Annotated in this window: 9 protein-coding genes and 3 tRNA genes; 9 read left to right on the top strand and 3 right to left on the bottom strand. The window is 61.1% G+C overall.

All coding sequences use genetic code 11. The features are described 5' to 3' along the window. The first annotated feature begins 106 nt into the window (after nucleotides 1–106). The 4 genes from BN1115_RS20750 to BN1115_RS20735 all read left to right on the top strand — a co-directional run bounded on the left by BN1115_RS20750 (nucleotide 107) and on the right by BN1115_RS20735 (nucleotide 5,187). Entirely contained in the window at nucleotides 107–1,840 is a 1,734-nt protein-coding gene (locus tag BN1115_RS20750) for a glycoside hydrolase family 9 protein (RefSeq protein WP_042658670.1), read from the top strand. A 122-nt stretch (nucleotides 1,841–1,962) separates the two neighbouring features. Continuing rightward, nucleotides 1,963–2,835, top strand: a complete 873-nt coding sequence (locus BN1115_RS20745) for a glucosamine kinase nucleotide-binding domain-containing protein (RefSeq protein WP_042658669.1) — start codon at nucleotides 1,963–1,965, stop codon at nucleotides 2,833–2,835. Then, on the top strand, nucleotides 2,820–4,685 hold the full coding sequence (locus tag BN1115_RS20740; RefSeq protein WP_042658668.1) for a beta-N-acetylhexosaminidase: 1,866 nt from the start codon (nucleotides 2,820–2,822) through the stop codon (nucleotides 4,683–4,685). The genes BN1115_RS20745 and BN1115_RS20740 overlap by 16 nt, the downstream gene beginning before the upstream one ends. A 157-nt stretch (nucleotides 4,686–4,842) precedes the next feature. Continuing rightward, a complete protein-coding gene (locus BN1115_RS20735) occupies nucleotides 4,843–5,187 on the top strand; it encodes an MGMT family protein (protein WP_042658667.1) in 345 nt (114 codons plus the stop codon). 16 nt (nucleotides 5,188–5,203) lie between these two features. Here BN1115_RS20735 and BN1115_RS22615 read toward each other — a convergent pair whose 3' ends face one another. Both BN1115_RS22615 and topA read right to left on the bottom strand, forming a co-directional pair. Continuing rightward, the gene (locus BN1115_RS22615; protein WP_162851498.1) at nucleotides 5,204–5,368 is read right to left on the bottom strand and encodes a hypothetical protein; all 165 of its coding nucleotides are present in this window, start codon (nucleotides 5,366–5,368) and stop codon (nucleotides 5,204–5,206) included. A gap of 96 nt (nucleotides 5,369–5,464) precedes the next feature. Beyond that, entirely contained in the window at nucleotides 5,465–8,086 is a 2,622-nt protein-coding gene (gene topA / locus BN1115_RS20730; RefSeq protein WP_042658666.1) for a type I DNA topoisomerase, read from the bottom strand. A 355-nt stretch (nucleotides 8,087–8,441) separates the two neighbouring features. Here topA and astB point away from each other — a divergent pair, with 355 nt between their 5' ends. The 5 genes from astB to BN1115_RS20705 all read left to right on the top strand — a co-directional run bounded on the left by astB (nucleotide 8,442) and on the right by BN1115_RS20705 (nucleotide 10,788). Next, the gene (gene astB / locus BN1115_RS20725; protein ID WP_042658665.1) at nucleotides 8,442–9,779 is read left to right on the top strand and encodes an N-succinylarginine dihydrolase; all 1,338 of its coding nucleotides are present in this window, start codon (nucleotides 8,442–8,444) and stop codon (nucleotides 9,777–9,779) included. A gap of 241 nt (nucleotides 9,780–10,020) precedes the next feature. Further along, nucleotides 10,021–10,105 (top strand) — tRNA-Tyr (locus BN1115_RS20720). Between the two features lie 39 nt (nucleotides 10,106–10,144). After that, a tRNA-Tyr gene (locus BN1115_RS20715) sits at nucleotides 10,145–10,229 on the top strand. Between the two features lie 44 nt (nucleotides 10,230–10,273). Beyond that, a tRNA-Tyr gene (locus BN1115_RS20710) sits at nucleotides 10,274–10,358 on the top strand. Nucleotides 10,359–10,497: 139 nt separating this feature from the next. Next, nucleotides 10,498–10,788, top strand: coding sequence for a hypothetical protein (locus BN1115_RS20705; protein ID WP_042658664.1), 291 nt, complete (start codon nucleotides 10,498–10,500; stop codon nucleotides 10,786–10,788). Here BN1115_RS20705 and BN1115_RS20700 read toward each other — a convergent pair. Further along, a complete protein-coding gene (locus BN1115_RS20700; protein WP_082034912.1) occupies nucleotides 10,762–13,059 on the bottom strand; it encodes an ATP-binding protein in 2,298 nt (765 codons plus the stop codon). The two genes, BN1115_RS20705 and BN1115_RS20700, sit on opposite strands and share 27 nt — an antisense overlap. Nucleotides 13,060–13,090: the final 31 nt, after the last annotated feature.

Below are 13,090 nucleotides of genomic sequence, written 5' to 3'. Positions count from 1 at the left end.
CTTAGACCGGCCGGACAGCCCCGTCCGGCCATGCCTCGATACGGGGCGGCCACAGCCCCGTGATGTGCCTCACCGCCCGGCGGTGAACCACAGGAGTAAGAAGTTGATGGAACTCTTGATCAATCAGGTGGGCTACGAGTGCGACGGACACAAGGTCGCCCTCTTGCAAACCTCCCCCGCCCCTGATCTCGGCGGCTATGTCAGGCTGCAACGCCTCGACGATGGCCAGATCCTGTTTGAAACCCCGCTGCAACCGGCCGGCAGCGTGCCCGGCTGGCAGGGCCGCACTTACCTAAGCGCCGACTTCTCTGCCTTCAAGGAGCCCGGCCATTACCGGCTGGAGGCAATAACGGCCCAAGGCATTGTCCGTTCGACCCGTTTCGCCATCGGCCAGGATCTGCTGGCTAGCCGCTGCCTCTCCGATGTCATTCACTACTTCAAGGGGCAGCGCGCCAGCGGCACCTTCGATCGGGCCGACCGCAGCGCCCGTCTGTTTGGCACCGACCTGCGCCGGGACGTGCACGGCGGCTGGTTCGATGCCAGCGGTGACATGAGCAAATACCTGAGCCACCTCTCCTACGCCAACTACCTCAACCCCCAGCAGACCCCCATGGTGGTGTGGGCCCTGCTCAAGTGCCGCGAACTCTTGGCCCCGCGCCGCGATATCGACGGGGTGAACCTGTGCAAGCGGCTCAATGACGAGGCGCTGCACGGCGCCGATTTCCTCTGCCGGATGCAGGATGAGTCGGGCTTCTTCTTCATGACCCTGTTCGACAAGTGGAGCAAGGATCCCGCCCAGCGCGAGCTGTGCGCCTATGCCACCCAGCAGGGGCTCAAATCCGCCAACTGGCAGGCGGGGTTCCGCCAAGGGGGTGGCATGGCCATCGCCGCGCTGGCCCGCGCCGCCCGCGAGCACATCGGCGGTGACTTCTATACCAACCATTACGCCGAGGCGGCCAGACGCGGCTACCTGCATCTGCGTGAGCACAACCTTGCCTATCTGGACGACGGGGTCGAAAACATCATCGATGACTACTGCGCCCTGCTGGCAGCGGTGGAGCTGACCCGCATCTTTGGCTCCGAGTGGCTGGCCGAGGCCAGAGTCCGTGTCAGTAAGCTCTGCGCCCGTCAGCGCATCCATCCGGAGCTGGGTCACTACTGGTCGGCCAACGAGGATGGCTCGCGCCCCTACTACCACGCAGCAGAAGCGGGGCTGCCGGTGCTGGCACTGCTGGAATATCTAGGCATAGAGCCGGATCAGGAGCACAAGGCCCGGGTACAAACCATAGTGGAGCAGGCGCTGGCCGCCGAGCTGGCGCTCAGCGCCAGCGCGGGCAATCCCTTCTCCCTCGCCCGCCAATATGTCAAAGGGGTGGATGAAGCGCCGCGCGTCAGCTTCTTTATGCCCCACAACAACGAGTCCGGTTACTGGTGGCAGGGGGAGAATGCCCGCCTAGCCTCGCTGGCCGCCATGGCGTTTGCCGCCGCAGCACAACTGCCCCATCAGAGCAGGTTGCTGCGCACTTTCGGTCAGCACCAGCTCGACTGGATCCTCGGGCAGAACCCGTTCAACGCCTGTATGCTGGCGGGTCACGGCATCAACAACCCCGCCTATACCGCCGGGTATCCCAATGCGCAGGGGGGGATCTGCAACGGCATCACCGCCGGGTTTGATGACGAAAACGATGTGGCATTCATCCCCGAGGAGTACAAGGATCGGCTGGATCAGAACTGGCGCTGGGGCGAGCAGTGGATCCCCCACGCCGCCTGGTTTGCTCTGGCCATCAGCTGGCAGAGCGCTTTGGGTGATCGAAATGAGCAGGGAGAGCACCATGATTGAGATCAGCTCGAGCATCATTGGCATTGGGGAGAGTAGTGGATCCTCCATACAGCCAGCCTGGTTTGCCCTGGCCATCAGCTGGCAAAGTGCCCTGAGTGATCGAAATGAGCAGGGAGGTCGCCATGATTGAGTTCTGGGTCGGCGTCGATGGCGGGGGCACCCACACCCGCGCCCGCATTCGGGATCGGGCGGGCAAGCTGCTCGGAGAGGGGCGCGCGGCCGGCTCCAATCTGGAGCTGGGCATCCCCCATGCCCACGCCAATGTGCTGGCCGCCATCGCCAGCGCCCGCCTTGCCGCCGGGATCGCTATCGAGTGCGAACAACAGATGGGGGTCGGGCTGGCGCTCGCCTCCGCCGAGCTGGCCGACTGCTATCACGCCCTGCTCGAGATGCCCTTCCCTTTCGCCAGCGTCAGGCTCACCTCCGATGCCTTCGGTGCCTGCCTCGGCGCCTTTGGCGGCCGTGAGGGGGCCATCCTCATCGCCGGTACCGGCTCGGTGGGGCTGGTCTATCAGGAGGGGCAGATCCGCACCTGCTCCGGCCGCGGCTTCCCCATTTCAGACATAGGTAGCGGCGCCTGGCTGGGGCTGCGCGCCATCCAGCAATCCCTGCTCTGCCACGACGGCATTCTGCCCCCCAGCACCCTCGCCATCCGCCTGATGGACCGCTTCAAGCGGGATCAGGCCGAAGTGGTACGTTGGGCCGCCCGCGCCATTCCGGCGGACTATGGCCACTTTGCCCCCTGGGTGTTCGATGCCGCCAGCGATGGCGACGAGCTCGCCAATCAGCTGCTGGACGAAACCTGCGAACAGCTGCGGATCCTGCTGGAGGGAATGACCCAGCTCGGTGCCAGACAGATCGCCCTGCTGGGAGGGATTGGCACCCGCCTCGCTCCCCGTCTCGGCCAGCTCAACCTGACCCCCCCCCAGGCAGATGCGCTCGATGGCGCCATCCTGTTTGCCCAATCAGAGGATTTTCCATGTCTACACCCCTGATCCACACCCAGGTCGCCCGACGTGACGGCGAGGATGTCTGGTTCACCTTCACCCTCTCCCGCATGCCGGATACCAAGTGGAAGCTGCACTTCTGTCTGGCTCGCCATATCGACCCCGATTCCTTGCAAGGGGGCGAGCTGGAGCGCCAGAGCGGCAGCTACAAGGTGATTGTCCCGAACGCTGACAGCTGCGAGCTGCGCTTTTGCTGCCGCCAGACCCCCATCAAGAAGCTCTCCGACATGCCGCAGGGCTTTTTCCTCAGCTTGCCGGAGGCGACCACAGGTGCCCAGCTGCTACCGGTGACGCTGGCGGCGCAGGATCTCGGACTGGAGAACCCGCCGGTAACCCGCCCAGATCTGCCGGATGTCGAGCCCCTGCCCGGCATAGTGCCACAACCGGCCCATCTGGTACTGCTGGAGGGGAACTTCCGGCTGGCCGAGCGGGCTCATGTCAGCGCCCCTCACGATGTGCCGAAGCTGCTGGCCCACTTCAACGAGCTGACGTCGCTGGCACTGGAGCAGGATCACGACGCTGAAATCCGGCTGACCGAGGCCAAACTGGCCCCCGAAGCCTATCAACTCACCATCACGCCGCAGGAGGTGGTGATTGCCGCCGCCGACGAAACGGGCTGGCGTCATGGGCTGGTCACGCTGGCCCAGTGGTATCTGCAACATGGGGAGAGCCTGCCCTGCGTCACACTGGAGGATGCCCCGCGCTTTGGCTTTCGCGGCATTTTTCTCGACTGCGCCCGTCACTTCCACACTCCGGCCACCATCAAGCGCCTGCTCAAACTGATGAGCCTCTACAAGTTCAACCGCTTCCACTGGCACCTGACCGATGACGAGGGGTGGCGACTCGAGATAAAGGCCTTCCCGGCACTGACCGACGTGGGTGCCTGGCGCGGCCATAATCTGGCGATCGACCCCCAGCTCAGCGGCGGCGCCGAGCCCTATGGCGGCTACTACACCCAGAGCGAGGTGAAGGAGCTGGTGAGCTATGCCAGTGAGCTCGGCATCACCGTCATTCCCGAGATCGACATTCCGGGCCACTGCCACGCCGCCATCAAGGCGCTACCCGAGCTGCTGATCGAAACGGCGGATCACTCCCGCTACCGCTCGGTTCAGCATTTCGATGACAACGTGCTCAACCCCGCACTCCCCGGCACCTACCGCTTTCTGGAGACTGTGTTGGACGAGGTGTGCGAACTCTTCCCCGGCCCGCAGATCCACATGGGCGGTGACGAGGTGCCGACCGGTGTCTGGACCGACAGCCCAGCCTGCCAGCAGCTGATGACCGAGCAGGGCTACTCCGACTGCCGCGAGCTGCAGGGCCATCTGCTGCGCCACTGCCAACGCTATCTGGCCGACAAGGGCAAGCGGATGATCGGCTGGGAGGAGATCCTGCACGGCGACAAGGTAAGCCGCAAAGCCGCCGTCTGTGCCTGGACCAGCTTCCAGGCGGGGCTGGACGCCGCCGCAGCCGGTTATCCGGTGGTAATGGCGCCCGCCCAGTCCCTCTATCTGGATCTGGCCTGGAGCCAGGACATTCATGAACCCGGCCTCTACTGGGCGGGGACCCTCAATCTGGAGCAGGTCTATGCGTGCGATCCTGCGCCAGCCGATTTCCATGCCAACGATAACATCCTCGGGGTGCTGAGCCCCTTGTGGTCAGAATTGATCACCAGCCGTGATCGTCTCGACTACATGTTGTTCCCGCGTATGCTGGCCACGGCCGAGGTGGCCTGGAGCGATCCCGCCCACAAGGGCTGGGATCACTTCGCCGCCCGCCTGCCGGGCCAGCTGCAGATCCTCGATCAGTTGCAGGTGCGCTACCGGATGCCACAGAGGTAATGTTGTCTCTATTTTGGCGGCCGCTTGGCCGCCTTTTTTCATTTCAGCCCCCGCCCAACCTTATTCCGCCCACTCTCCCGCACTCTTGCTACCGGCTACGCCAAGAGGCCACAATGGCCCATCCGTACAACAGCAACTACCGCAACAACAGGCATCCATGTTTCACCCCTCCAATGAAAAAGTGGCAAGAATCGAGGCGATCATCGCCCTGATCCCGGCTGGCAGAGTGGTCAGTTATGGTCAGGTGGCCGATCTGGCCGGGCTGCCCGGACGGGCAAGACTGGTGGGCAAGGTGCTGCGGGAAACCGACAAGGTACTGCCGTGGCATCGGGTGCTGGGCGCGGCTGGTACCATCTCGCTACCCAAAGGATCGCAAGGCTTTGCCGAACAGACGGGACGCCTGCAGCAGGAAGGGGTCGTGGTGATCGGGGGGCGGGTCAGAATGAAGGAGTGGCAATGGCAGCCCGACTTGGCCGAGCTGCTTTTTCTACTGCCGTTTTGAGGGGGTCACTGCCGGATCACTCCAGCGGCGCCAGGATCTCTTCGCTGCGCACCTGCACCGGTATGGTTTCGTCCTCGCGCTGCAGCAGCACCAGCAGGCTCTGCCGATCTACTTCCAGCACATAGGCCGCCCCTTCCCGAGTCATGCAGCTCATGCCCGGCCGGATCTCGTTAATTTCCATCACCACCTCCTTGTTACAACGCTGCACTCCTTGCAGCTGGTACTCAGTATATGCTGCTCGACAAGCAAAGAGGCCCCTTGTCGGGGCCTCTTTTCATCACGCTTTCTTCGGCTTCGGCAAGCTCTCTTGCCAGGTGCCGTTGTCGTAGTGAGCGGTCCAGCCCGTCGCCTTGCCGTTGACCTCGCTCATCACGTACTGCTCCTTGGTCTTGCGACTGAAGCGCACGATGGCGGGGTTGCCATCCGGATCGGTGAGCGGGGCACCGGCCAGATACTTGTGCTTGGCGGAGATGCGATCCTTGAAGCGCTGCAGCTCTTCCACCAGCGGCGCGCGGGTCTCGCGGGATTTGGGGAAGTTGCTGGCTGCCAGGAACAGACCGGCAGCCCCGTCACGCAGCACGAAGTGGGCGTCGGACTGGGTGCACTTGAGCTCAGGCAACGGCACCGGATCCTCTTTCGGCGGTGCGATATCGCCGTTTTTCAGGATCTTGCGGGTGTTCTTGCAGGTGTCGTTGGTGCAACCCATGTACTTGCCGAAACGGCCGTTCTTGAGCTGCATCTCGCTGCCGCAGCGGTCGCACTCGATGCTTGGCCCTTCGTAGCCCTTGAGCTTGAACTGGCCTTTTTCAATTTCGTAGCCATCGCAATCCGGGTTGCGACCACAGACGTGTAGCTTGCGGCTGTCGTCGATGATGTAGGCATCCATCGCGGTGCCACAAACGCCGCAGCGGTGCTTGGCGCGCAGCGCTTCGGTTTCCGCTTCGTCACCGTCAGTGGTGGAGACAAACTCGTCGGCAGAGACCAGGTTGATGGTCTTCTTGCAGCGCTCTTTCGGCGGCAGGGCATAGCCGGAGCAGCCGAGGAACACGCCGGTGGTGGCGGTACGAATCCCCATCTTGCGGCCGCAATCCGGGCAGTCGATATCGGTCATCACCATCTGGTTGGCACGCATGCCGCCCTCTTCGGGCGCCTTGTCGGCCTTCTCCAGCTCCTGGGTAAACTCGGCGTAGAAGGCATCGAGCACCTTCTTCCACTCCAGCGTCCCTTCGGCGATGCCATCGAGCTTGTCTTCCATCTTGGCAGTGAACTCGTAGTTCATCAGCTCGACGAAGTTCTCCACCAGACGATCGGTGACGATCTCGCCCATCTTCTCGGCGAAGAAACGACGGCTCTCGACTCGCACATAACCGCGATCGACGATGGTGGAGATGATGGAGGCGTAGGTAGACGGACGGCCGATGCCGCGTTTTTCCAGCTCGCGCACCAGCGCTGCTTCGGTAAAGCGGGCAGGCGGCTTGGTGAAGTGCTGACGGGGATCCAGCTTGACCAGTTTCAGTACCTCGCCCACGGTCACCGCAGGCAGCTGGCTATCTTCACCCTTGCGGCCCATCGGCGGCAGCGCCTTGGTCCAACCGGCGAAGCGCAGGGTACGGCCACGAGCCTTGAGTTCGAACTCACCCGCCTTGACGGTCAGGGTAGAGGAGTCGTACTGGGCCGGGGTCATCTGGCAGGCAACAAACTGACGCCAGATGAGATCGTACAGACGCATGGCATCCGGCTCCATCCCTTCCAGCATCTCGGACGTGACCAGCACGCTGGAGGGACGGATCGCCTCGTGCGCCTCTTGAGCGCCCGCCTTGGAACCATAGAGGTTCGGCTCGGCCGGCAGATAGGCTGCGCCATACTGCTCGCCGATATATTCACGCACCGCCTCGACCGCCTCTTTGCTGAGGTTGGTGGAGTCGGTACGCATATAAGTGATGTAACCCGCTTCATAGAGACGCTGGGCCATCATCATGGTCTTCTTGACCCCGAAGCTCAGACGGGTAGAGGCCGCCTGCTGCAGGGTGGAGGTGATAAACGGCGCAGAGGGCTTGGAGCCGGTCGGCTTGTCTTCCCGGTTCACCACCTTGTAGTCGACCCCTTCCAGGGCAGCCACGGCGGCGAAGGTCTCGGCCTGGGTCACCGGCTTGAAGTCGGCGCCGTTGCGGCTGACCACTTCCATCCGCAGATCAGCCTTGTCACCGGTCAGCAGATCGGCATTGAGATCCCAGAACTCGACCGGTACGAACGCCTTGATTTCGCGCTCTTTATCGACAATGAGGCGCACCGCAACGGACTGCACCCGACCGGCGGAGAGACCGCGAGCCAGCTTCTTCCACAAGAGCGGGGAGACCATGTAACCCACCACGCGGTCGAGGAAACGACGGGCCTGCTGGGCATTGACGCGGTCAATATTCAGTTCGGATGGCTGGGCAAACGCCTCCTTGATGGCGCTCTTGGTGATCTCGTTGAACACCACGCGCTTATAGCGGCTGTCGTCGCCACCGATGATCTCGCGCAGGTGCCAGGCGATCGCCTCTCCTTCTCTATCCAAGTCGGTTGCGAGATAGATGGTGTCGGCTTTCTCGGCCAAACTTTGCAACTCGCTGACCACCTTCTCCTTGCCGGGCAAAATCTGGTAGTTAGCCTGCCAGCCAGCGGTCGGATTGATACCCATCCGGGCAAACAGGGCCTTGCGATCCTTGGCAGCCTTCTCGGTTTCGCTCAACTTGATGCCGCGAATGACAGGTTTCTTGGGCTCGGTGCTGGCGCTGCCGCTGGTGGGCAGATCGCGAACATGACCCACGCTGGATTTCACCACGTAGTCCTTGCCCAGATATTTGTTGATCGTCTTGGCCTTGGCCGGAGACTCCACTATGACCAGTGATTTGCCCATGCTGTAACTATTATCCTCATTGCACCCGACGGGGTTGGTGTGCGGTTTTGTGGGGCTGTATAAGAGATTTGGCGCGAAAAAGCAATCTTGTGAGCAAATTTGCCTGACCAGCCCGAACCACACGGCTTCTTTTATTGCTTCTTTATTTATTAATGCGAAGGGTGCGGGCCAGACGCAACCGCTTTTTCAATTTTCTGCCATACCGCCCCTCTTTTTATATCTGAAACGACATAAAAACGTCTGCTGGTTACCGGCTTGTTACAAAAACATAAAATCTCTTTATAATGGCCCAACCCCGACGCATCGTGCGCGGAAGGAACCGCTACCCATCATAAAAATCGAAAGGATGTACTCAATGAAGCACTTCGAGGTCAATTTCGACGGTCTGGTCGGCCCGACTCACAACTATGCCGGCCTCTCCTACGGCAACGTTGCCTCCCAGAGCAATGCCCAGGAGGCCTCCAATCCGAAAGAGGCCGCCAAACAGGGGCTGCGCAAGATGAAGGCGCTGACCGAGCTTGGCATGACCCAGGGGGTACTGGCGCCACAAGAGCGCCCCGATCTCGCTACCCTGCGCCGCCTCGGCTTCACCGGCAACGATGCCCGAGTGCTGGAGCAGGCCGCCAAACAGGCTCCCGCCGTACTGGCCGCCTGCTATTCGGCATCCAGCATGTGGACCGCCAACGCCGCCACCGTCTCTCCCAGTGCCGACACCCAGGATGGCCGCATTCACTTCACCCCCGCCAACCTGACCAACAAGTTTCACCGCTCCCTGGAACCGGACGTCACGGGCCGCATCCTGCGCGCCGTGTTCAACAATGATCGCCACTTCAGCCACCACCTCCATCTGCCGGAAAATGATCACTTCGGCGACGAGGGCGCCGCCAACCACACCCGCCTCTGCCGTGCCTATGGCGAGGCAGGCGTCGAGCTGTTCGTCTATGGCCGCAGCGCTTTTGACCACTCCCGCCCGGCGCCGACGCGCTACCCGGCTCGCCAGACCCTGGAAGCGAGCCAGGCCATCGCCCGCCTGCATGGCCTCGGCGAGGAGAGCGTGGTGTTTATCCAGCAAAACCCGGAGGTGATCGATCAGGGGGTGTTCCATAACGACGTGATTGCGGTGGGCAACCAGAACGTGCTGTTCTTCCACCAACAAGCGTTCCTCAACACCGAGGCGGTGCTGGCCGAGATCAGCGGCAAGTTTGGCGAGGGGGACCTGCACTTTATCGAAGTGCCGACCGCCGAGGTCTCCGTGCTGGATGCGGTGAAATCCTACCTGTTCAACACCCAGATCCTCACCCTGCCCAATGGCGAGATGACCATCATCGCCCCTACCGAGTGTCGCGACAATCCGGCGGTCTCTGCCTATCTCGACAAGCTGCTAACGCAGGGTACCCCGATCAAGACGGTGCATTACATGGATGTGAAACAGAGCATGCGCAATGGCGGCGGCCCGGCCTGCCTGCGGCTGCGGGTCGCCATGAACGATCAGGAACTCGCCGCGGTCAATCCGGCCTGCCTGATCAACGACAGCCAGTTTGCTCGCCTCGATGGCTGGGTAGATCGCCACTACCGCGACCGTCTGACCCTCGATGATCTGCGGGATCCGGCGCTGGTGCAGGAGTCCCGCAGCGCACTGGACGAGCTGACCCAGATCCTGAAACTGGGTTCGGTCTACCCGTTCCAGCGCTAGATGTGAGGCCCAGGAAGACCGCCGACACTGGCGGTCTTCTCTTATCTGCCTCGTGTTCACCGTGATCGCCAGCTTGCACGCATGCTGTTTTGTGCAGAAAAGCAGCGCACAACTTGCTGATAAGCTTGAATTTTGAGCTGTATGTATAAAAAAATCGACGAACAGTCATTTTTTACTGCCAGAAGCCTCATCAAGGGGTTCACAAAGCCTCTGGATCTGATAGTATGCGCCTCGCACTTGGGGAGGGGTTCCCGAGCGGCCAAAGGGATCAGACTGTAAATCTGACGGCTCTGCCTTCGAAGGTTCGAATCCTTCTCCCTCCACCATTCAAGTGCAAAAGTAGTGACAATCAGGAAATACCCCGTGGAGGGGTTCCCGAGCGGCCAAAGGGATCAGACTGTAAATCTGACGGCTCTGCCTTCGAAGGTTCGAATCCTTCTCCCTCCACCATTTCCCTGATTGAAATGGCTGAATACAATTTGCTTTACCCCTGTGGAGGGGTTCCCGAGCGGCCAAAGGGATCAGACTGTAAATCTGACGGCTCTGCCTTCGAAGGTTCGAATCCTTCTCCCTCCACCATTCTTCAGAAGACCCGGCCTCGCGCCGGGTTTTCGCTTTGTATACCCACCCACTCGTTTCTGCCCTTGTCAGATCTGACAGTTGCAATTGCATCCGATCTTGCTCATCGTGGCATCATCAATATCAGAGTATTCACATCATGTTTGAAGTCTGGGACGAGCACGGTCATGCCATCGGTCTGACACTGCAGGCGCTCAAAGTCAGAATAAGCAACGACTATCGGGGCGATCTGATGGTGCGCTACAGCAACAAGCTGGGACTTCCCACAACCCTTTTTCTGACCATCCATCAGGGCGTGGCCTATCAACGCTTCAAAGCTGGCTCGCCAAAACTGGATTGGGAGTGGCTGGCCGGTGCAGGCAATGGTCACAGCCCCCGCGATTTTATGAGTGAACAGTTTCCACTATTTCAGCTCTCCCTCGATAGCTGAGTCGCTCTCGCTCAACTGCCGCAACTCCCCAATGATGTGCTGCAACCGGGTGCGAAATAGGGCCAGTTCGCTCATACAAACCTGCGCCCCGAGCTGACGGATCTTCTCTTCCAGTCGCCATGCCTCTTCGGCAAGCTGCGGCGCCATCATCATACTGATGGTGCCAGCCTGACGATGTACCCAATTGGCCAATGCCTTGTCATCCTGTGGCTGCTGCGCCATCGCCTGTTCAAGCTCCTGACGAAAGAGCGGAAACATCTGCCGCAATTTGTCACCTTGGCCAAAAAATGCCGCCATGGCAGCGACATCAATCAAGGGGGGCGATGGCAAGATGCGCCACTTCTGCAACATCTGACGCAGCCCGTCCAGCAGCACCGGCTTGCCCAGAAGATCGTCCATGCCCGCGGCGAAACAGCGTTCAGCCTGTTCCGGCAACACATTGGCCGTCATGGCGATGATCAGTAACCGCTCGCCCTGCTCGGCTGCACGTATACTGCGCGTGAATTCATAGCCATCCATCACCGGCATCTGGCAATCACAGAGCACCAGATCATAGGAGTGCTGTGCGACCATTTCGAGGGCCTGCTGGCCGTGCTCCGCCAGATCGCAGCCCAGATCAAGCTGCCTGAGCTGGCGCATCACCAGTGCCTGGTTGAGGGGATTATCCTCCACCAGCAGTACTCGACAGGGCAGCATGAGCGCACTCTGTGTGCTCTTTCGCATCGCTGATGTGGCAGTCCCATCGCTCAAGCCAAGCTGGCGATAACAGACCTCCCGCACCGCATGCCAGGTCATGGGGTTGCTGTTGAGCAGATAGCGTCCCACCTCGTAGCGATAGCCGAGGGGTGATGTCAGTGGCAACACACAGATAACCCCTTCAGGCGCCTGCAGATTGTCACTGAAACGCAACTCGGCGTCGCTGTGCTGCGTGGTGCGCTCAATCCCCAGTGCCTCGAGGTGCAACAGCAGGGTGTGGCACAACTTCTCGTCATGCAGCTCGACAGAAGCCTGCATCCTGTTCAGCCGGGGATCCGGCTCTCGCTGCGCCAGTACCGGCAACGTGACCGTCAGGGTGATGAAGGTGCCAAGCCCGGGCGCACTCTCCAGCCGGATCTCCCCCCCCATCAAGCGAGCCAGGGTCTGACAGATACTCAGCCCCAGCCCGCTGCCACCATGGCTGCGGGTGGTGGAACTCTCCGCCTGTTCAAAGGCATTGAAGATCCGGCCAAGCGCCTCGGCACTCATGCCGATGCCGCTGTCGCGCACGCCGAAGCGCAGTTGCTGTTGCCCCTCCTCCTGCACCAGCCGTTGCACCGAGATCTCGATAAAGCCTCGCTCGGTGAACTTGATGGCATTGCTGACAAAATTGAACAGGATCTGGCGCAGACGCAGCGCATCACCGCTGACCCGGGCTGCCACACCGGCATCCGCCCACAGGTAGACGCGCAACCCCTTGCGGTGTACCTCGCTCATCGTCATGGTCATGGTCATGGTCAGCACGCTGTCGAGCAGCTCACGGATAAGAAACGGCTCGAGCTCAAGCTGCATTTTGCCCGCCTCCAGCTTGGCGAAGTCGAGCACATTGTCGATCAGTGCATGCAACCCCTGCGCCGAGGGGAAGAAGAAGCCGAGACGATAAAAATTGGCCTCATGGAGTCGCTCCCCGTAGATCTGGGCCATCCCCAGCTCGGTTGACTCCCCTTCCTGCCAGGTGGCATCCCCCTCCATAAAGGGGGTCCACTGTCCCCAGCTGCCTTCCAGCTGCAGGTTGTAGTGTCCATTACGCTGAGTACCCTGCACCAGGTTCAGCTGGTTCTGGACAAGCAGCCCCTTGCTCTCTTGGGGCAATGCCATAAAGCGCTGATCCCGCGCCTCCTGCTCCACCTTGCCGGTCAGCACCGAGAGCTGGGACTCCTCCAGGCTGTATTGCAATCCCACAATGCCTTCAGGACAGGCACGGCGGCACTCGCCGAGCGGCAGCTGGGTTCCCAGCTTGCTCAACCAGCGTTCACGTGCCCCCTCATCAAACTCGCTCTCCTGCACATCCAGCAGCGAGAGTAGTTGCAACGAGTTATCCCGCCCGAGCAGCACTTCACCATCACCTAACAGGCGGCCATCGACGGTAACTCTCACCATCAGCGGCACACCAAAAAAGTGCTCTTCAAACCCATCTGGCAATTGTCGCGCCTGTTGCAACAGCAGTGCTGGCTCTACCGCTATCACAGTGGTCGAGAGCAACAACCCGAACAAGAGAAGAAGAGAACGAACCATGAAGTGCAACCGTAAGCGTCCAGCGAAGGCC

This window comes from Aeromonas allosaccharophila (assembly GCF_000819685.1).
In the GTDB taxonomy this organism is placed as follows: Bacteria; Pseudomonadota; Gammaproteobacteria; order Enterobacterales; family Aeromonadaceae; genus Aeromonas; species Aeromonas allosaccharophila.
This window is presented reverse-complemented; position numbering and strand designations above follow the sequence as displayed.